The sequence below is a fragment of the Pseudomonas granadensis genome, from assembly GCF_900105485.1.
Taxonomy (GTDB): domain Bacteria; phylum Pseudomonadota; class Gammaproteobacteria; order Pseudomonadales; family Pseudomonadaceae; genus Aquipseudomonas; species Aquipseudomonas granadensis.
The window spans coordinates 2,279,711-2,300,467 of record NZ_LT629778.1 but is presented as its reverse complement, the minus strand read 5'-3'; the positions used below and the strand labels follow the sequence as shown (position 1 = coordinate 2,300,467).

Genomic DNA, 20,757 nt, shown 5'->3' with positions numbered 1-20,757 from the left:
CTGTGGAGTCAGTTTTTCGCCAGAAATGGCCGGTGGTCCTGTTGACCATCGGCCTCTACCCCGCTTTCACCGTCGGCGTTCGCGCCGACGACAATCTCGACAGCAGTTTGCGCAGCATCAGCCCGGCGCAACTGCAACAACCGGCAGGCAATGACAGCCGTCAGCGCCCTGCCCCCGCTTCGAAGGCCTCCTCCGCTACGGACGCTTTGGGCCTGGAACAAGCCGTGCGCCTTGCCGTGGACTGGCATCCACGCATAGGCGAAGCCATCGGCACGCTGTTCCAGCAAGGCGAAGGCGTCAACGTCGCCGAATCCGGTTATTACCCGCAGGTCACCGGCGGTATCAAGGGCGGTTACACCAGCGGTTACGGCAGCGATGCCGGCAGCCAGTCAGTGAACATTTCCCTCAAGCAGATGCTCTACGACTTCGGCAAGGTGTCCAGCTCCGTCGACGCGGCCCGCGCCCGCGTGGCGCGCAGTCAGGCCGGGATTTTGTTGGCGATCGACGATGTGGCCCGCGACACCGCCAAGGCCTACATCGAAGTGCAGCGCTATCAACGCCTGCTCGACGTCGCCCGCGAACAGATTCAGGGCATCGGCGGCATCGTCGACCTGGCCAAACAACGCAACGACATGGGCGCCAGCACCCGTTCCGATGTGGTCCAGGCGCAATCCCGGGCCGAAGGCGCGACCGCCACGTTGCAGGAATTCAAAGCGCAATACGCACGCTGGCAAGCGACCCTGACCAGTTTGCTCGGTCGCCGCACGCCGCCAGGGGTCAGCGACGCCGCCGCGCCAACGCTGACTCAGGCCTGCGACGCTTCGCAGATCTCCGATGCCCTGCCCGCCGTCCTCCAAGCCGCCGCGCAACGCACCCAGGCTCAGGCCGAACTGGCGCAGGCCAAGGCCGAAGCCTACCCGACCCTGTCGCTGCAACCGTCGGTCAATCAATACCTCGACGATCATTATGACGATCAGAATTCGCGCGCCGATCGCACCCAGGTCGGGATCTTCCTCAACCTCGAAGTGCCGATCTATCAGGGCGGCGCCATCAGCGCCCGCAGCCGCGCCGCCGGGCATGCCTTGAGCGCCGCGGACTCGGCCGAAGACTTTGCCCGCCTGCAAGCCCGCCAGGGTCTGGCGGAAGCCCAGGCGCAGACGTCGGGCCTGAACCGTCGGTTGCGCTCGCTGGAGTTTCGCCAGACCAGCATCACCGAGGCGCGCATGTTGTACGGCCGCCAGTACCTGGAACTGGGCACCCGGCCGCTGCTGGACTTGCTTAACGCCGAGCAGGAAATCCACCAGTCGCGCTTCGATCTGGTCAACACCCAGGCCGATCTGCAACGCCTGCAGATCGATTGCTTCTACAACAGCGGGGCGATTCGCCGGGTCTTCGGCATCGACCACAGCGCTATTCAGAATGTCGAGATCCTGCCATGACCGACGCCAGCATCACTATTCCCGAACCCGTGGCTGCCGAGGCGCACGAAGATTATTCGCCGTGGCTGGAAGCGGTGCTCAAGGTCGCCCGCCACTATCGACTCGACGTCTCCCCCGAAAGCGTGCGCCTGGCTTCGGTGCACAGCGAAGGCCGCGTCGAAGAAGTGCTCCGGCACATGGCCCGTCAGGCCGGTTTGAGCGTCAAGTTCGCGGTGTTCGACAACAAGAGTCTGAGCCGTTGGCGCACGCCGCTGGTGGTGCAACTGCGCGACGGTCAGGTCGGTGTCCTCGAAAGCATCGGCGAGGCCGGCGAACTGGGGATCTGCTTCAGTGGCGATCAAGGCTTGCAGAGCCGGATGGCCGCGGCCGTGCTCGCCGAGCAGGCGCTGCGCACGGTGATCTTGCGCCCGACCCAACCGGTCTCCGACGTGCGCACCAACGACTACATCAAGCCCTACGACGAGCACTGGTTCCGCCGCATTGTCCTCACCGACCTGCGGCCGTACACCCAGGTGATGATCGCCTCGCTGGTGGCCAATCTGCTGGGCATGGCCGGCGTGCTGTTTTCCATGCAGGTGTACGACCGGGTGATTCCAGCCGAGTCGCTGCCGACGCTTTACGTGTTGTTCGGCGGGGTGATGCTGGCGCTGCTGTTCGATTTCGTCATGCGCATTCTGCGGCTGCGCATCACCGATGTGCTCGGTAAGCGTGCTGACTTGCGGGTGTCCGATCTGGTGTTCGGCCACGCCTTGCGCCTGCGCAATTGCGCCCGGCCAAAGTCCACCGGCTCGTTCATTTCGCAACTGCGCGAGCTGGAGCAGATCCGCGACCTGATCACCTCGAGCACCGCCACGGCGCTGGCCGACATGCCGTTCTTCCTGCTGTTCCTGCTGGTGTTCTATTTGATCGGCGGGCCGCTGGTGCTGATCCCATTGGTAGCGCTGGTGCTCATGCTGCTACCGGGGATCGTCGCGCAACCGCGTCTGGCCAAACTGGCCAATGCCTCGATGCGCGAAGCCGCGCTGCGCAACGCCATGTTGGTGGAAAGCATCCAAGGCCTCGACGACATCAAGGCACTGCAGGCCGAGCAGCGTTTCCAGCAACAATGGAATCAATACAACGCCGCCTCGGCGGACAGCAGCTTGCGTTTGCGCACCCTGACCAACAGCCTCGTGGCCTGGACGCAAAACGTGCAAGGCGGAGTGTTCGCCGTGGTGATCGTGTTCGGCGCGCCGATGGTGATTGCCGGCGACTTGACCACCGGCAGCCTCGTCGCGGCGTCGATTCTGTCCTCACGGATGATGGGGCCGATGGCGCAACTGACCCACGTGCTCACCCGTTGGCAGCAAGCCAAGGTTGCCCTGGAAGGCTTGAACCGGATCATGCAAATGCCGGTCGATCATCCCGAAGGCAGCCAGCGTGTGCACTTGTCGGCGATTCGTGGCGACTACCGAATGCGCCAGGCGAGTTTCCGCTACAGCGAAGAATCGGCCCCGGCGCTCAACGCCATCGACCTGACCATCCGCCCCGGCGAGCGCATCGCCCTGCTCGGCCGCAACGGCGCCGGCAAATCAACGTTGCTGCAGGCCTTGGGCGGTGCGATGGATCTGAGCAGCGGTGAAACCACACTGGACGGCATCGCCCTGGCGCATCTGGATCCGGCCGACCTGCGCCGTGACGTCGGCCTGCTGTCGCAACAGGCGCGGCTGTTTCACGGCACCCTGCGCGACAACATCACCCTCGGTGCCGGTCAGGCCAGCGATCAGGAAATCATCGCCGCGTTGAACATTACCGGCGCGCTCGAGTTCGTCCGTCAGTTGCCCAAAGGCATGGATCATCTGGTGCTTGAAGGCGGCCTCGGCTTGTCCGGCGGTCAGCGCCAGAGCCTGCTGCTGTCGCGCTTGCTACTGCGCCAGCCGCAGGTGCTGTTGCTGGACGAACCGACGGCGGCGCTGGATGACGTCACCGAGCGTCTGCTGCTGGAAAAACTCGCGACCTGGACCCAGGGCCGCACGCTGGTGGTCGCCACGCACCGGGTCAGTGTGCTGCAACTGGTCGAGCGGATCATCGTCCTCGACAACGGGCGCATCGTCATCGATGACCATCGCGATGCAGCGCTGGCGCGGTTGCGCGCCCCCGGCAAAGGAGTGACGGTATGAAAACGATGATGACCGACGTACCCGACCCGATGTCCTACCTCGACGGCCGCGACGAGCGCGCGATCGCCGGAGGGGCGAAGGTGATTTGGGGCTGCGCATTGATGCTCGCATGCTTCATCGCTTGGGCGGCGTGGTTTGAAGTGGTCGAAGTCTCGACCGGCACCGGCAAGGTCGTGCCGAGCTCCCGTGAACAGGTGATCCAGTCGATGGAGGGCGGCATTCTCGAGCAGCTCAATGTCAGCGAAGGCGCCTTGGTCGAACGCGGGCAGATTCTCGCCCAACTGGACCCGGTGAAAAACCAGTCCAATGTCGGCGAAAGCGCGGCCAAGTACCGCGCGGCGCTCGCCAGCGTCAATCGCTTGCAGGCCGAAGTCAGCGAAAAACCGCTGACGTTCGATCCCTCGCTGCAGGACTTTCCCGAGTTGATCCGCGCCGAAACCGAGCTGTTCCAGACCCGCCGCAAAGGCCTGGCGGAAACCCTCGACGGCATTCAGAGTTCGTTGAAACTGGTGCGCAGCGAACTGGCGATCACTGAAAACCTGGCGAAGATCGGCGCCTCGAGCCGGGTCGAAGTGCTGCGCCTGACCCGCCAGCGCTCCGAGTTGGAGTTGAAGGCCACCGAAGCGCGTTCCGATTACATGGTCCGCGCCCGCGAAGACCTGGCCAAAGCCAATGCCGAGGCGCAGATGCTCGAAGCGGTGATCCGTGGGCGCACCGACTCGCTGTCACGCCTGACCCTGCGCTCGCCGGTGCGCGGGATCGTCAAGGACATCGAAGTCAGCACCATCGGCGGCGTGATCGCCCCCAACGGCCAGGTCATGCAGATCGTGCCGCTCGATGAACAACTGCTGATCGAAACGCGCATCTCACCGCGTGACATCGCCTTCATTCATCCGGGCCAGGCGGCCAAGGTCAAGATCACCGCTTACGACTACTCGATCTACGGCAGCCTCGACGGCGAAGTGGTGACGATCTCCCCGGACACGATTCAGGACGAAGCCAAGCCAGAAATTTTCTACTACCGCGTGTTCATCCGCACCGCGTCGGATGAATTGCGCAACAAGGCCGGCAAACGCTTCGCCATCGTCCCCGGGATGATCGCCACGGTGGACATTCGCACCGGCGAAAAAACCGTGCTCGACTACCTGATCAAACCGTTCAACCGCGCCCGCGAAGCGTTGCGCGAACGCTGATCAGCGGCTGGCGAACTTGGTCGCCGGCGGCACGATCGGCGCGAGGCTGGCTTGATAGCGCGTCCACTCGCGATTGATTTCGGCGTAAGGCAGGAAAATGCTCACGCGCGGTTGATCAAGCAAGTCTTTACGCTTGAGCCGGCTGACGTCGTCACGAGTCAGAAACGCCACGTTGATGCCGACCACCTTGCCGTCGGCGGAAAACACGGGTCCACCAGACATGCCCTTGGCCAGCGCGCCATTATGAGTGCCGTAAAGCACGTTGCCCTCTTTGACGTCGAGGCGAACCATCGCCGGCAACGCCTGGCCGGTGCCCTTGACCGACATGTACAGCGAATTGAAGCCCACCGACGTCAGCTCCTCGCCCGGCTTGTAGCCGCGCCACGCCGGCACGCTGCCGGCCTTGTGCCGGAAGAACTGCACGTCGGCCTGTCCCTGAAAAACCGCGCCCGACAGGTAAGGAATGTGCTTCACCGTCACGGCGTAATCTTCATTCCATTGCACAGCCGAACCCATCAGCACGTAAGGCAAAGGCGCGCCGGAGTGAACGACAAAGGCTTGGTCTAAAACAGGATCCTGAACAAAAGCGACTGGCATTCCATTGCACCCGCTGAGCAGCATCGACGCTGCAACAAGTGACTTGAGGGGGCGCATTTTCGGCACATCATGAAGTGAGGGATGGTGCTGCAATATGTCATTGCGCCATTACTTCTGGCAATAGGCTGAGACTACCGCTTGTCTGCTAGCGATATAGTGAGTTAATGATTGGATCCAAGGTTCGACACCGCGCCGATGGTTGGCGTCGAAGTCTGCCAAGAAGCCTCCATGGTCAGACTCGCCGTGCAGATGGTTGCCCACCTGCACGGCGAGACGTTGACCTACTGCGGTGGCACGGCGTTATCCAGCGCCCTGTTCACCGCTAACTCCCCCAGCATGACGATCTGCGCAATGCCCAACAGCGCATTGCGGTTCGACCCTTCCAGCATGCCGGCAAAATTGCCGAGCAAGACCGTTGCCGACGCCAGGGACTCGCTGGCGTTGGCCAGCAAGGTTTCCATGTCGGACTGCGGGTTGATCATGAACAGCTCGTTGGGGCTGTACGGGGTGGCCATGATTTGCGCGGGCACCAGGTAATGGTCGAGCGCGCGTTCGGCGGCTTCGTGCAGCTTCTTGGAATCGAACGATTCGTAAGGCGACGCCGGGTCTGTGACTGGCGGCTTGGGAGGTGTCTTGGACATCAGCTGGAACTCCTTGTAAATCCTGCAGGCGGCTTTTGAGCAGGCATCCTGCCTCGCTGTCATGGCCGTAACGACGGGTGGGCAGTGAGGGCCTGGCCCTCACCATTGGGCGCTGCGCACATCAGCTCGGCGTGCGGCGAGCGTCCAATACCCGGTTGACGATGAGCTCGCTGAGCGTGATCACCTGCTGCAGGATCAGCATCGACCGCCGCTGCGGGCTCTCAATGTTGCCGCCGATGTCGCGGGCCATGTCACCGGCGGCCGCCAATGTTTCGCAGGCTTCAACGAGTAGCGTTTCTTCATCCACCGTGGGGTCGATGAGAAAGATTCTGCCGGTCTTGCGCGAAGGGATGGAGGTTTTCAGCGTTTCGGGGTTGAGATAGAAATTGATAGCGCGGTTGGTTGCCTCTTTTATCTTCTGAGGTTCCAGCGCGGGATCGTACGGGATTGGATCGGCATCGGTTTCCGGAGGGTTTGGCGTTACTTTGAACATAGATAAATCTCGTATCGAAGTAGATAACGAGCCATCACCCACGCTACCAAACGATGGGTGGCGGCCATGCGCGGGTTGGTAGACCGGTCGATACGCAACCCGGCGCTCACGAATGAGCCCCACGCATGCCCACCATATAAAGCTCAGCCACAAAAAAGGCTGAATAAGGTGGCGCCTTACGGCGATATCGAAACGGGCTACCAAACCCGATCACTGTTTCGCAGTGACAGGGACACGATATAGCCCGACCGATAGCCGTGTAAGCCGGCGGATTCTGAAGCACGCGTAGGCAGCGACGCAAGGCGCTGTAGCCTCTATGGCGTAACAGTAGGTGTAATTTAAACGCGTGCGCTTAGTCGTGTTTAAGCACGACAAATCGTGATATCCGGCTTGTTTAATTTACCGTCAGGAAACCGTTTTACGGCCCTGTTCTCGTTAGCCGCATCTGGCGCCGGCACGATAGGCGCCCATCCCTAGTGAGGAGCTGCCACGTCCTCTTTGAGTACGAACTCAATAGCAATTCCTACGACCCTGAGTATTTCGGTCACGCGCGTAATGAAGGCCTCTGTTTGCTCGGGTAGCTCATAGAGGCCATTGATACGAATCTTCGGTTTTTTACCTTTTGCTGACGGGTAACTTTCCAATAATTCGTCGCTTTCAATGAAGGCGATGTAGGTGTTGATCTTTTCTTGCAGCAACAAAAGATGCTCACCCTGCTGGACCCTGTCGCCCCACTCCAAGTGATCGGTGATGACGAGTACGACGGTGTCGGGTTCCCATTCAGGCAACGCGATGATGTCGACGACTTTTGTTTCGCTGATGGACATGTCTACTTTTTCAGGCACATGCGGGAGCACGAATGTGGCCTGCGGGAATGACCGCGCCGCGATTATTCTGTTTTGAGCACAAATTCAAATCCAATTCCGACATCCCTCAGGGTCGCGGCCACGCTATCTACAAACAACTCGCCCTGCTCGGGCAGCTCATATTTACCCTGCACACGGATAACGGGCGACTTGCCGAGCGCACCGGGTATCTCGGTGTAAATTTCACCGCTCTCGATGAAGGCGATGTAATTATTGATCTTCTCTTGCAGCACAAGCAGGTGTTCACCTTGTTGGGTCTTGTCACCCCATTCAAGATGATCAGCAATACCCAGAATGATTTTGTTGTTGTCCCACTTTGGGATGCCCCACATGTCGATGGTTTTGGCGTCTGTTACAGACATTTCAGTTCCTTGGTTTCGTTATGTTTGCGGCGGTCGCAAGATTTCCACTCGAGTGGGTGGGATTTGGGTGCCGCCGGGGAAGCCGGGTTTGCCTTTGCCCATGATGCGGCCACCGCTCTGTTCGATTTCCGGGAATGCCCGCTTTTGATTACGGGTTAGTGGCGCCGTATCAGAGGCTTTGCATTCGACGCATGCGATGTCGCCGCTTGCATCTCGGCCTATCATATCGAGACGGGTTCGGGTGCCGCTCTGTGTTTTTATCGTGACTTGTTGACCGGACTCTTCCATCTCTTCGGAAAAGTCGCTGTACGCCTCTTCCTCAAAGGCTGCGCCTGCCGCTTTGTTCTTCTCTAACTGCGTGCTGAGCACGATGTAGATCGGTTCAAGCCCCGTATCCTCTGGAAACCAGATGATCGCGTCTTGAAACTCGGGTGGGTGAACGGGATTGGCCAGCAACGTGTCCGATTGAGGTGTCGGCGGGTAGACCCATACGGGAGATAGCTGAGGGGCACCTTCTAGGGCTGGGATTCCCAGCACTCCATCTGGATGGACTCCGGGTGTCCAAGTCAGGCCTATGCCGTTGCCGATGTCGGCGATGAATTTTTCGCCGTCTTTTTGCGCTTTGATGACCGGAACATTTTCCCAGTCCTTTTTGCCGCCGGTGTAAAAGCCGTATGCGCTGACAGAGCCGTCCGGCAACGTTTTCACATTGACACGGACACGCGTTCGGCCGGTTTCGAGCGTGGCGTATTGCTCGTCTTTATAGAAAGCACTGTCCGGGGCAATGCTGGTGTTGGGCAGCAATAGCGCGACGGTGCCCACGGCGGCGCCTGCTGCCATGGCGCCTGCGCCGTCGAGTAAACCCAGCGAAAGTGAGCCACCCAGCCGTTGGGCAATGGCACTGCCGGTTGCGGAGCCGCCCACTAGCTGAAGAGACGTGCCTTCGGCAGTGATGGCTGCTCCGGTGGCCAATACGGCCCATAGCCCGTAGTCGGCTAGCTTCTCAACGGGTACAAATCCACCAGGATTGCTGTGGTTGATTTCGCCGTCGGGCAGGTTGCAGCTTTTGGCAAAGACGCAGCCCTTGAGGTCAGGTTTTGTTTCTGCCGCTGGCGGAAGGTCTTTGTATTGCGCCCAGTGTTGGGCATAGATGTCGACGGGGTCGACGCCAGTATTGCGGTAACCCTTGGGTGGGTTAGGGACATAGCCGCTCAATCCTTGGTTCCTTGTTCTGATCCTTTGAACGGCTTGTAGGGTGACAGGTGAAATTTCCTGTAGCAACGCGTGGCACTTTGACGCTATCCAGGCGGACGTAGAATCATCTCCCTCACACATAATGAGAGGCGTGGACAAACTCCATAACGGGGCTTGCCCGCGAAGAGGCTCGCCCGCGCACCACAAAGTCACCTGTCTAAGCCATTTTCACGCTGTCACCCTGCTCTTGCTTCGAAGCCCGAATCCTGAACCAGATCGCATACATCGCCGGCAAGAACACCAACGTGATTATCGTCCCAACAAACGTGCCCCCAATCAGCGTATACGCCAGCGTGCCCCAGAACACCGAGTGCGTCAGCGGAATGAACGCCAGAATGGCCGCCAGGGCGGTCAACAGCACTGGCCTGGCCCGTTGCACGGTGGCTTCGACCACGGCGTCAAAAGGCGCGAGGCCTTCTTGCTCGTTGTGATGAATCTGCCCAATCAGGATCAGCGTGTTGCGCATCAGAATCCCCGACAGCGCAATCAACCCGACCAGTGCGTTGATGCCGAACGGCTGATTGAAGATCAGCAGCGTCGGCACCACGCCGATCAAGCCGAGTGGCGAGGTGAGGAAGACCATGATCATCGCCGAGATCGAGCGCACCTGGACGATGATGATCAGCAGCGTCACGGCGATCATGATCGGCAGCAGCGGCAAGATCGCTTTGCCGGCCTTGCCGGATTCCTCGATGGCGCCGGCCTGTTCAATGCGGTAACCGGAAGGCAGTTGCGCGATGATCGGCTGCAATTGCTCGATGAGCACGCCGGAGACGTCCGGTGGCTGCAAGCCTTCGGCGATGTCGCCGCGCACGGTGATGGTCGGGGTGCGATCGCGGCGCCGCAGGATCGGATCTTCCATGCGCACTTCGACCTTGCCGATCTGCGACAGCGGAATGCGTTGCCCCGCTGCGCCGACCAGAGTGAAACCTTCGATCTGCGCCGGGTCCAGGCGGATGTTGCCCGCCGCACGACCAACCACCTGCACCGAACGGATATCCTCACGCACCGCCGTGATCGGCACGCCGCTGAGCAAGAATTGCAACTGCTGGGCCACGGCGCTGGAGGTCAGCCCGACCGCCTGCAAGCGATCCTGATTGAGGTTGAAATGCAGCGTCGGCGTCAGCGGCCCCCAGTCGGTGTTGACGGTGCGCATCATCGGGCTGTCCTGCATCACCCTGCGGACCTGCTCGGCGATGTCGCGCAATTTAGCCGGATCAGGGCCCATCACTCGGTAAGCCACCGGGAACGGCGAATACGGGCCGAAGACGATTTGCGTGGCTCGAACCCGCGCTTCCGGGGCCAGGCCTTGAGCAACCGCTTCGCGCAAACGCAACTTGAGGGTTTCGCGGGCGTCCTGGTTGTCCGTCAGCACGACGATCTTGGCGAATGACGGGTCCGGCAACTCGGGCGCCATGGCCAGGAAAAACCGTGGCGCACCCTGGCCGATATAGGCCGTGACGATTTTTGCCTCAGCCTGTTTTTGCAGCCACGCCTCGACTTTGGCCGTGGCGGCGCTGGTCTGCTCGATCGCCGTGCCGTAGGGCATTTGCACTTCGATCATCACTTCGGGGCGGTCAGAGGTCGGGAAGAATTGCTTCTTTACCAATCCCATGCCCGGAATCGCTACGACAAACAACGCGACAACCGTGCCCGCCACCAGCCATTTACGGGTGATCACCCATGCCAGAATCCGTCGAAAACGGTTATAGCGCGGCGTGTCATAGATCGCCGCGTGCCCGCCTTCGACTTGCTGGATGTCCGGCAACAGCTTCACCCCCAGATACGGCGTGAACGCCACGGCGACGACCCACGAAGCGATCAACGCGATGCCGACAATCCAGAACATGTTGCTGGTGTATTCGCCCGCCGTGGACTGGGCGAAACCGTTCGGCAAAAAGCCTATCGCCGTCACCAGCGTACCGGCCAGCATCGGCGCCGCCGTGTGGCTCCAGGCATAGGCCGAGGCTTTGATGCGGTCGTAGCCCTCCTCCATTTTCACCACCATCATTTCGATGGCGATGATCGCGTCGTCGACCAGCAAGCCCAGCGCGAGAATCAACGAGCCGAGGGTAATCCGGTCAAAGTTTTTGCCGGTGGCGGCCATCACCACAAACACGATCGCCAGGGTCAACGGCACCGCCGCGGCGACCACCACGCCGACACGCCAACCCATGCTGAGAAAGCACACCAGCATCACCACCAGCAGCGCGACGAAAAACTTGACCATGAACTCGCCGACCGCCGAGTCGATATTCACCGCCTGATCGGTGACTTTCGACAGGGTCATGCCCAAGGGCATTTCTGCATTGATGTTGAGCGTTTCGGCATCCAGCGCCTTGCCCAGATCCAGACCGTTCCAGCCCTCGCGCATGATCACGCCGAGCAGCAGCGCTTCCTCGCCGTTGTTGCGCACCAAAAACGTCGCCGGGTCTTCGTAGCCGCGCTCGACCGTGGCCACGTCGGAAAGCATGAGGGTGCGACCCTGCGCGACAACCGGCGTGTCACGGATTTTCTGCAAGGTGTCGAATGCGCCATCGACCCGGACAAAGATTTCCGGCCCTTTGGTTTCGACCGATCCGGCGGGCGTCAGCACGTTCTGACTGTTCAGTGCAGCGAAGATGTCCTGCGGGGCCAGGCCCAGCGTCGCCAGTCGATCATGGGAAAACGAGACGAAGATGCGTTCGGCCTGCTCACCGATGATGTTGACCTTTTTCACCCCCGGCACATGCAACAGGCGCTGGCGCAAAGACTCCGCATCGCGCACCAGCAAGCGCTGCGGCTCGCCCTTGGCCTTCAGGGCAAACAGCGCGAACGTCACGTCGGAGAACTCGTCGTTGACCATCGCCCCGATAACGCCCGCCGGCAGTTTGATCGCTTCGTCATCGAGCTTCTTGCGCGCCTGATAGAACTCTTCCTGCACCTGCGACGGCGGTGTGCTGTCGAGCAACGACACCATGGTGAACGCCAGCCCGGGGCGGGTGTAGGTTTCCGTGCGGTCGTACCACTTCAGTTCCTGCAAACGCTTTTCCAGCGGTTCGGCGACCTGGTCTTGCATCTCCTGCGCGGTCGCCCCCGGCCATGCGGTGATGACGGTTAATTGCTTGACGGTGAACGGCGGATCTTCGGCCCGGCCCAACTTGAAGAACGCCAGGGTCCCGGCGACGGCAATCAGAAAAATCAGGAACACCGTGATCGCGCGTTGGCGAACGGCAATGGCGGAAAGGTTGAATCGACCCTCGCTCATGGACGACTCCCGGCAACCTGGGCGTCATCGCCGGCCAGCAAGCGCACGTCCTCGCCTTCGTGCAGCAGGTGCGCGCCGAGCGCAACGATCGGCTCACCGACGCTGAGTTCGCCAGCGATGCGTGCCGAATCGTCACTCAACCCCAACACTTCAACGGCGCGCCAAGTCACTTTCGCCGGTGTACCGGCAATGGCCCAGACGCCGGGGCCTTTGCCTGAGTTGTACAGCGCCGCGATCGGCACCTTCAACGCTTGTTTTTGTGCGGAAACCTGAGCGATATCAACGGTGACGGTTGAACCGATCGGCGCATTGGCGAGCTTGCCTTCAAGCACATAGCGCGCCTCGAACGTGCGGGTCGACGGGTCGGCAGAATCGGCAAGCAGGCGCAGGCTTGCGCTGACAGCCGCCGGATCGCCATAGAGTCTGGCCTGCGCGGTGGAGCCTGGTGCCGGACGCAAGGTCTCGGGCAAATGGACGATGGCTTCACGCTGACCCGCGCGCGCCAGTCGCACTACGGCTTGCCCCGGGCTGACCACTTGCCCAGGCTCGGCGAGTGTGTCCACGATCACGCCGTCGGCGTCCGCTACCAGCACCGCGTAACCGGAGGCGTTGCGTGCCACGTCCGCTTGCGCAACAGCAGCGCTGAGTTGCGCCTTGGCGGCGTCGGCGGAAGCTTTGAACCGGTCGTAGGCCGACGCCGAGATCGCGCCGGCAGCGACGAGCTTGCGGTTGCGCGCTTCTTCATCGGCGGTCTGATTGGCGCTTGCTCGAGCGGCGGTAACGGCTTCTTGCTGCGCTCGCGCCTGCAACCCGAGGTCGATCGGGTCGAGGCGCATCAGCGGCTGCCCGCGCTTGACCGTCTGACCGGTGTCGACCAGACGCTCAAGCACCTTGCCGGAAACGCGAAAGCCCAGGTCACCCTGAACCCGCGCCGCCACCACACCGGTGAATGACCGCGAGCCATCCTCGGCAAGCTGCACAACAGCCGACCTGACCAGAGGCGCGAGAGTGCGCGGGTCTTGCGTGGTAGAAGCATCCCCACACGCCGTCAGGACGAGGGGCAGCCAACAGGCTGCAAGGGGAAAAGGTCTGAACCGGCGCATGGAATTCCTTCACTGAAATAGGATGATCATCATATTCTCAGTCAGTGACCAATGTCGTCAACGGTCACTCGTCATCATTTTGCGCTTCGCCCGTTTCAACCCTGCAGATTTTCCACACGAATCTTCACGCCACTGCGCTCCCCATCACGTTACGGTCAGTGACGGCTCGATGGCGGTTTGGCGGTTTGGCCCCGATTACCAGCACCTGCTTGAGCTGCGCGCAGGCACAAGCGCAGTCGAGCCGCGGCGCAGGCGTTGTTCCAGTCTTCGGGAGATGGCTGGCAACTCGGTGAGTTCCAGCCTGTGACGCAGATCAGCGAGGGACTAAGGTTTCAGGCTGCGCAGAATCAGATTCGAGGTCAGCGTCGGCGCCACCTCGATGAAATCCAGGTTGTGTTGAAGCATCAGCGGATTGACGAAGGGCCGCAGCGCCAGATGGATCGATTCGACGGTTTCGTCCAGCGGCGTCTTGCGTTCGAACTCACCGGCCATGCGTCCGTCACGCACGATGTCAGTGATAAAGCCTTTGATCCGAGCGTCGTAACGCTGGGCGCTGGGCCAGTTCTCGCCGGCCGCAAAGGCCGCGATGTCGTAGAGCTTGCGGTCGGTGAAGAACAGCTCGACGCCAGTGGCAATCACGGTTTTGACCAACTGGCGGAAGCGCTCGGTCGGCGACAGCCCGTCTGCGCTGATTGCCAGTTCCACCGCCGCCACGATTTGCCCCAGGCAGTTGCCGCAGATGGCCTCGCCGATCGCCTGCTTGGAATCGAAGAACTTGTAGATGTACGCCTTGGAAAAACCGATGGCCTTGGCCAGGTCAGACACGGTGGTTTTGCCGTAGCCATACTGGCTGAAATGCTCGTTGGCCGCCGCGACGATCTGGTCACGAATCTCGTGATCGACCGGGCCACGCGGGCCGGGGAAGGATGAGGAAGCTGAGGTCTGGTTCATCCCGGCAGCTTACTCACCTGATCGGAGGCTTACAACTGAGCCTCCGTGCCCTCACCGCGAATGCCCCATCACCACGCCGCCTGATAAATCGCCAGCGCGTCGGCTTCGCTGACCTCTCGCGGGTTATTCACCAGCAAGCGTTGCTGCTGCATCGCGTCACGCGCCAGTTGTGCGAGGCAATCTTCGGGCACGTCGACATCGCGCAGGCGATGGGGCAGTCCGCAGCGCGGCGCCAACTCGGCCAGTTCAGCAATCAACTGCTCTGCCTGACTGTTGCGATTCCCGATACGCAGCCGCTCGCCGAGCAACGGCACAGCCAGTTCGGCGTAATCGGCCTCGGCCACCGGCACGTTGAAGCGCAGCACATGCGGCAGCACCAGCGAGTTGGATAAGCCGTGGGGAATGTGAAAGTGCCCGCCCAATGGATAGGCCAAGGCATGCACCGCCGCCACCGGTGCATTGGCGAACGCCTGCCCGGCAAGACAGGCACCGAGCAGCATGGCTTGCCGTGCGTCAAGGTTGCCACCGTTGTGCACCGCTTGGTCCAGATGGGTCGCCAGCAGGCGCAACGCCTCGCGGGCGAGCAGACTGGACAGCGGGTTGCGCTTGAGTTTGCTGGTGTAGGCCTCGATAGCGTGGACCATTGCATCGATCCCAGTAGCCGCCGTGACCTGCGGCGGCAGGCCCAGCGTGCACACTGCGTCGAGCACGGCGAGATCAGGCAGTAGCAACGGCGAGACGATGCCCATTTTGCTGGTTTCGCCGGTGGTGACGATGGCGATAGGCGTGACCTCCGAACCGGTGCCCGCGGTGGTCGGCACCTGAATCAGTGCCAGCCGCGGGCCCTTGGCCTGATCGACACCGTAAAACTGCGTGATCGTTTGGCTGTTGCCGGGATGGGCGAGTAACGCGACCAGTTTGGCGACGTCCATCGAACTGCCACCGCCGAACCCGACGATCAGGTCGGCGCCGATATGCCGAGCGCGATCAACCGCCGCGAGCACGCAGTGTTCATGGGGATCGGCACTCACGTCACTGAAAATCGCCACCGCCACTTTCGCCGCGCTGAACCCCGGCAGCACGTCATCCAGCAAACCGAGCCGGGCGATCCCCGGATCGGTGACGATCAACACCCGCCGTGCGCCGCGCTCGCGGCACAGGCTGGCCAGTCGCTGTGCGGCGCCGGCTTCGCAGAGGATCTGCGCGGTGGTGGCAAAGCTGAAGGATTGCATCGGCACGATTCCTTATGGTGATCCGGTCTCGGGTTCAGAAACTGAAGTCGCTGGCCGCCATTGCCATCAGGCAGTTCGCCCCGCCGAGCACGGCGTCACGATGAGCGCCGGCGCGTGGCAACAGGCGTCGCCAGTAGAAGTCGGCGGTGTGCAACTTGGCTTGATAAAACCCACTGTCAGCACTGCCTTGGGCCAACGCCTGCTGCGCGCGGGTCGCCGCTTGCAGCCAGAAACCGGAGAGCAGGACGTAGGCTGAATAGGCGAGGAAATCCACCGACACCGCACCGATTTCCTGCGGATCACGCTGACACGCGGCGATGACTGCTTGGCCAAGCTCGCGCCATTCGCGCAAGCGCTGGCTGACCGCCTGGGCCATTTCCAGCAGCGGTTCATGCGCCTGGGCGGCTTCGGCCAGTTGCGCGAATTCGTCGATCAGCGCATTGAGCTCAGTGCCGCCGTCGCCGAGCAGTTTGCGGCGGATCAAGTCCAGCGCCTGAATGCCGTTGGTGCCTTCGTAGAGCTGAGTGATGCGGCTGTCGCGCATCAACTGTTCCATGCCCCACTCGCGGATATAGCCGTGACCGCCATACAGCGCCACGCCGAGGCTGGCGACTTCCTGGCCGACATCGGTGAAGAACGCCTTGACGATCGGAATTAACAGCGCCGCCCGACGCTTCGCCGCTTGATGATCCGCGCCCATGGCTTGTTCGAGATCGAGTTGCCGCGCGGTATACGCCGCAAGCATCCGGCAGCCTTCGGTGAGCGCTTTCTGGGTCAGCAACATGCGGCGCACATCGGGGTGGACGATGATCGGGTCAGCAGCCTGCTCCGGCGCAACAGCACCGCCCAGCGAACGCGACTGCAAGCGTTCCCGCGCATAACGCAGGCCGCCCTGAAACGCCGCTTCGGCAATGCCCAGGCCCTGCAGACCGACCTGAAAACGTGCGTCGTTCATCATGGTGAACATGCACGCCAGACCCTGATTCGCTTCGCCCACCAGCCAGCCTTGCGCGCCATCGAAATTCATCACGCAGGTCGACGTGCCCTTGATGCCCATCTTGTGTTCCAGCGCCCCGCAGCTCAGCGTGTTGCGCTGACCATCGGGCAGGACTTTCGGCACCAGCAACAGGCTGATGCCCTTCACGCCCGGCGGTGCGTCCGGCAGGCGCGCGAGCACCAGATGAATGATGTTGTCGGTCAGATCCTGCTCGCCGCCGCTGATGAAAATCTTGTTGCCGGTCACGCGGTAACTGCCATCCGCCTCAGGCTGGGCGCGGGTGCGCAACAGCGCCAGATCGGTGCCCGCCTGTGGCTCGGTGAGGCACATGGTGCCGGCCCATTCGCCGCTGATCAGGTTCGCCAGATACGCTTGCTTCAGTTCAGCGCTGCCGTGGCGATACAGCGCCAGCACAGCGCTTTCGGTAAGCCCGGAATAAACCCGAAAGGCCAGCGACGCCGACATCAGCATTTCATGAAAGCACGCCGAGACCATCTGCGGCACGCCCTGACCGCCGAACGCCTGTGGCCCGGTCATGCTCGCCCAACCGTTGTCGACGTATTGTCGATAGGCCTGGCGAAAACCATCCGGCGTGGTCACGTCGCTGCCGTGCAACTGACAGCCCTGCTCGTCACTGTTGCGATTGAGCGGTGCGATGACTTCGCCGGTGAACCGCGCGCCCTCCTCGAGAATGCCGTCGAGGACGTCGCGGTCGAGTTCGACCTGCAATTGTCGGCAGTGCTCGCTGACGTCGAACAGCTCGTGCAAGACGAAACGCATGTCGCGCAAAGGCGCCTGGTAATTCGAAGACGTAGTCACGCGCAGCGCTCCAATCAATAAAGGACAAGCGCCACCCTAAGCAGCGTTCAGATATTTTTGAAATTTAGAATTCCCATGGCATATATTCCGCGCATGAATATTTCCAACTTCGATCTGAATCTGCTGCGCGTGCTCGACATGCTTCTGCGTGAACAAAACGTTTCGCGCGCGGCCGAGCGGCTGGCCCTGACGCAACCGACGGTGAGCAACGCCCTGGCGCGGTTGCGCGACCTGCTCGACGATCCGCTGCTGGTGCGGGTCGGCCGGCGCATGTGCCCGACGCCACGTGCGCTGGCGCTGGAAGGGCCGATTCGCGCGGCACTGCGGCAGATCGAGCAAACGCTGGGCAGTGGCGAGGCCTTCGAGCCGCAACACAGCCACCGGCAACTGCGCATCGCACTGACCGACTTCGTCGAACAACTGTGCATGCCGGCCTTGCTCGCACGCCTGCAAAGCGTGGCGCCGCAGCTGCGCATCGACGTTGCCCACCTGACGCCGAACCTGCCCGTCGAGGCGCTGGACCGTGGCGACCTCGACATGGTCCTCGGCCGTTTTAACGAGGTGCCCGCCCGTTTCACCCGGCTACTGTGGCGCCGGGAAACCTTGCGCATCGCCGTGCGCCGCGAGCATCCGCAGATCAACGGCGCGCTCGACCTGCAAACCTTTCTGCAACTGCGCCACCTCTGGGTCCACGGCGGGCAGACGCGCGGCATGGTCGATCAATGGCTGGCCGAGCAGAACCTCGAACGGCAAATCGTCTACACCACGCCCAACTACCTGCAAGCCGCGCACCTGGTCGCCGCCACCGACCTGTGCGTGGTGCTGCCGACGCAACTGGCGCAGCAGTTCGCCGAATTGCTGCCGTTGGACTTGCATGAATTGCCGTTTGCGCTGGAACCGTTCGAGCTGGATCTGGTGTATCTGAGCCATCGCCAGCACGACCCGGCGCTGGCGTGGCTGGCGGAGCAGATTCTGGCGATCGCAGCGCCCTGACCGACCAAGTCATACGATCTCTAACCCGCAACGTAACCCTCAGAGAATTACCATTGGCGGCCAAAGAACAAGCTTCTTTGGTCTAAGGCACCCTTGCCCGCCCCTCCCCGATACGGTACAAACAGCGCAGTTGTACGACAACATAATAAAAAACCCGCGCCATCCCGAATGGCCACTTTTCGAGAACTGCCATGTCCCGCTCTACCATCGCACCTACCGTACCGCCCCCCTTCCCTCGCCACCTCGCCGTGCTCATTCTGTTGTGTATGGGCTGTGCCTTCGCCGGCAATCATGTCGCCGCGCGGGTGGCGTTTGATGATGGTGCCGGAGTGTTGCTCGCCATTCTGATGCGCTCCGGCGGGACGTTGCTGGTGCTGGCAATGCTGGTGCTGTGGCAAAAACAGAGCCTGCGTTTGCCGCCCGGGGCCTGGCGCTGGCAATTGCTGTTGGGGCTGCTGATCACGGCGCAAAGTTTGTGTCTGTATTCCGCCGTGGCGCGGGTGCCGGTGGCGCTGGCGCTGCTGGTGGCCAACGTGTTTCCGATTCTGCTCGCACTGCTCACCTGGGCGATGGGCGGGCCGAGGCCGACCGCACGCACCGCGTTATTGATGGGTTTGATTCTGGTGGGTCTGGTGTTCGTGCTGGACGTTCCCGGGCGTCTTTCGAACGCCGGCAGCGTCGGCCCGGATTGGTGGCTGGGCGTGACGCTCGCCTTCTGCGCGGCCAGCGTATTCGCTTGTGCACTGTGGATCACCGACCACAAGTTGTCTCAGGTGCGTGGTTCGGCGCGCAGTCTGTTGACCATTTTCATTGTGTTCAGCAGCGTCAATCTGGCGGGCCTGACCGGCGCCCTGCCCGGCGGCCTCAATCTGCCGGCGACCTCGACCGGCTGGCTGGCCCTCGCCACACTGGTGGTGTTGTACGGCACCGGTTTCATTGTTCTGTTCATTTCCGTGCCACGCCTGGACATGCCGCGCAACGCCCCGGTGATGAACATCGAGCCGCTGGCGACGTTGCTGATGGGCTGGATCGTGCTCGACCAGATGCTCGGCAAGGGCCAGGTGCTCGGCGGAGTAATTGTGGTCACCGGCATTGTGTTGCTCACGTATCGGAAAAACGCGGTCAAGGCTGAGGCGAAAGCGTCGGCCTGACACTGGGGTTCGCTAGCGCGCCCCTTGCTGATACTCACGCGGCGTACAACCCAACTCACGGCGGAACACCGTGTGCAGGTATTGCGCCGACTTGAAGCCACAGGCACGGGCCACGTCGACGATTGCGGCGTCGCGGTTCTCTAGGCCGCTGGTCGCCGCCGCCAGTTTGAAGCGCAGGATTTCGTCGTGAACGCTGCAGCCGCGTTCATGACGGAAATGCGCCTCCAGCGAGGAACGCGAGATGCCGACGTAGGCCGCGACCTGCGCGGTTTTGATGCCCTGGCAGGCATATTGGCGGATGAACAGCAGCGCTTGCATCACGTAGGGATTGCCCAACGGCTGGTGCAGGCTCGAGACCTGCACATTGACCGCGTCCGGCGGCACCAGAATCTGCGTGCCGCTGGAAGGCATGCCGTGGAGCATCTGGTGCAGCAGTTGCGCGGCGGTGCGGCCCATGGTTTCGGTGCCCTGGATCACCGAACTTAACGGTACTCGCGTCAGGCTGCGCGTGAGCGGGTCGTTGTCGATGCCGATCAACGCCACCTGCTCAGGCACGGCAATGCCGGCGGTCAGGCACGCTTGCAGCAACTGGCGGGCCCGGGCGTCGCTGACGGCGATGATGCCGATCGGTTTGGGCAAGCCTTGCAGCCAGGCGATCAGTTGTTCGACGGCGCTGTCCCACAGCGGCGCGCTGGTGCCCATGCCGCGATAGATCTCGGCGCGCAGGCCGTCACGTTGCATCAGCCGGCGAAAGGCTTTTTCCCGCTCCTGCGCCCAGCGATTGGCCTGCGCTTCGGGCAGGCTGAAGCAGGCAAAGCGCTGCAGCCCCGCTTCGATCAGGTGGTTGTAAGCCAGGGTGATCAGGGCGTTGTTGTCGGTGGCGACATACGGGATCGCTTTCGGGTACGCCCGCGCATCTTCATAGGAGCCGCCCACCGCCACCACCGGCAACTGGATGTCGGCCAGGGCCTCGCCGATCAGCGGGTCATCGAAGTCGGCAATGATCCCGTCGCCCTGCCAGCGTTCGATGCCTTTCAAGCGGCAGAGAAAGTCCTCTTCCAGAAACAGGTCCCACGAGGCGCGGGTGCTGCTCAGGTAGTTGCCGATGCCGGCGATGATGCCGCGGTCATAGATTTTGCTGCCGTTGAACAACAGGGCGATGCGGTGAACAGGCGGTAATGTTTTCATTGTTTTGGGCGCGTTCAGGGCCTCTTTGCAAAGAGGCGGTCGGCACAGACTAGGCGCGCACGCGGCGAATCT

Annotated in this window: 17 protein-coding genes; 5 read left to right on the top strand and 12 right to left on the bottom strand. The window is 61.9% G+C overall.

Annotation, left to right across the window (positions count from 1 at the left end; all coding sequences use genetic code 11):
- Positions 1-2 precede the first annotated feature (2 nt).
- The 3 genes from BLU52_RS10220 to BLU52_RS10210 are packed head-to-tail and all read left to right on the top strand — an operon-like array spanning position 3 to position 4,791.
- Positions 3-1,439 (top strand): TolC family outer membrane protein, encoded by a 1,437-nt coding sequence (locus BLU52_RS10220; RefSeq protein ID WP_090283072.1) that lies wholly within the window; start codon positions 3-5, stop codon positions 1,437-1,439.
- Positions 1,436-3,598: a type I secretion system permease/ATPase gene (locus BLU52_RS10215; RefSeq protein ID WP_090283071.1), complete on the top strand. Its 2,163-nt coding sequence runs from the start codon at positions 1,436-1,438 to the stop codon at positions 3,596-3,598. The genes BLU52_RS10220 and BLU52_RS10215 overlap by 4 nt, the downstream gene beginning before the upstream one ends.
- Before the next feature lie 5 nt (positions 3,599-3,603).
- Positions 3,604-4,791: an HlyD family type I secretion periplasmic adaptor subunit gene (locus tag BLU52_RS10210; RefSeq protein ID WP_408003557.1), complete on the top strand. Its 1,188-nt coding sequence runs from the start codon at positions 3,604-3,606 to the stop codon at positions 4,789-4,791.
- On the opposite strand, the gene BLU52_RS10205 is transcribed toward BLU52_RS10210, so the two are convergent.
- The 11 genes from BLU52_RS10205 to BLU52_RS10155 all read right to left on the bottom strand — a co-directional run bounded on the left by BLU52_RS10205 (position 4,792) and on the right by BLU52_RS10155 (position 17,314).
- A complete protein-coding gene (locus tag BLU52_RS10205; protein WP_157720687.1) occupies positions 4,792-5,295 on the bottom strand; it encodes a trypsin-like peptidase domain-containing protein in 504 nt (167 codons plus the stop codon).
- Between the two features lie 374 nt (positions 5,296-5,669).
- Positions 5,670-6,029, bottom strand: coding sequence for a DUF6124 family protein (locus tag BLU52_RS10200; RefSeq protein ID WP_090283069.1), 360 nt, complete (start codon positions 6,027-6,029; stop codon positions 5,670-5,672).
- A 121-nt stretch (positions 6,030-6,150) separates the two neighbouring features.
- Complete coding sequence (locus BLU52_RS10195; RefSeq protein ID WP_090283068.1) at positions 6,151-6,522, bottom strand: DUF6124 family protein; 372 nt, start codon at positions 6,520-6,522, stop codon at positions 6,151-6,153.
- A gap of 473 nt (positions 6,523-6,995) precedes the next feature.
- Positions 6,996-7,349 (bottom strand): DUF6572 domain-containing protein, encoded by a 354-nt coding sequence (locus BLU52_RS10190; RefSeq protein WP_090283067.1) that lies wholly within the window; start codon positions 7,347-7,349, stop codon positions 6,996-6,998.
- 62 nt (positions 7,350-7,411) lie between these two features.
- Complete coding sequence (locus tag BLU52_RS10185) at positions 7,412-7,750, bottom strand: DUF6572 domain-containing protein (RefSeq protein ID WP_090283066.1); 339 nt, start codon at positions 7,748-7,750, stop codon at positions 7,412-7,414.
- Positions 7,751-7,768: 18 nt separating this feature from the next.
- Positions 7,769-8,965: an S-type pyocin domain-containing protein gene (locus BLU52_RS10180; protein ID WP_090283065.1), complete on the bottom strand. Its 1,197-nt coding sequence runs from the start codon at positions 8,963-8,965 to the stop codon at positions 7,769-7,771.
- 196 nt (positions 8,966-9,161) lie between these two features.
- Complete coding sequence (locus BLU52_RS10175; RefSeq protein ID WP_090283064.1) at positions 9,162-12,251, bottom strand: efflux RND transporter permease subunit; 3,090 nt, start codon at positions 12,249-12,251, stop codon at positions 9,162-9,164.
- Positions 12,248-13,354 (bottom strand): efflux RND transporter periplasmic adaptor subunit, encoded by a 1,107-nt coding sequence (locus BLU52_RS10170; protein WP_090283063.1) that lies wholly within the window; start codon positions 13,352-13,354, stop codon positions 12,248-12,250. Before BLU52_RS10170 ends, BLU52_RS10175 begins: the two co-directional genes overlap by 4 nt.
- A 324-nt stretch (positions 13,355-13,678) precedes the next feature.
- Complete coding sequence (locus BLU52_RS10165; RefSeq protein WP_090283062.1) at positions 13,679-14,305, bottom strand: TetR/AcrR family transcriptional regulator; 627 nt, start codon at positions 14,303-14,305, stop codon at positions 13,679-13,681.
- 68 nt (positions 14,306-14,373) lie between these two features.
- On the bottom strand, positions 14,374-15,537 hold the full coding sequence (locus BLU52_RS10160) for an iron-containing alcohol dehydrogenase (protein WP_090283061.1): 1,164 nt from the start codon (positions 15,535-15,537) through the stop codon (positions 14,374-14,376).
- Between the two features lie 34 nt (positions 15,538-15,571).
- Positions 15,572-17,314, bottom strand: a complete 1,743-nt coding sequence (locus BLU52_RS10155) for an acyl-CoA dehydrogenase C-terminal domain-containing protein (protein ID WP_090283060.1) — start codon at positions 17,312-17,314, stop codon at positions 15,572-15,574.
- A 114-nt stretch (positions 17,315-17,428) separates the two neighbouring features.
- Between BLU52_RS10155 and BLU52_RS10150 the strand changes: the two genes are divergently transcribed.
- Positions 17,429-18,346: a LysR family transcriptional regulator gene (locus BLU52_RS10150; RefSeq protein ID WP_090283059.1), complete on the top strand. Its 918-nt coding sequence runs from the start codon at positions 17,429-17,431 to the stop codon at positions 18,344-18,346.
- Between the two features lie 191 nt (positions 18,347-18,537).
- Positions 18,538-19,497 (top strand): EamA family transporter, encoded by a 960-nt coding sequence (locus BLU52_RS10145; protein WP_090283058.1) that lies wholly within the window; start codon positions 18,538-18,540, stop codon positions 19,495-19,497.
- A 12-nt stretch (positions 19,498-19,509) separates the two neighbouring features.
- Here the strand turns inward: BLU52_RS10145 and BLU52_RS10140 are convergent, their stop codons facing one another.
- Complete coding sequence (locus tag BLU52_RS10140) at positions 19,510-20,685, bottom strand: XylR family transcriptional regulator (protein WP_090283057.1); 1,176 nt, start codon at positions 20,683-20,685, stop codon at positions 19,510-19,512.
- Positions 20,686-20,757 lie beyond the last annotated feature (72 nt).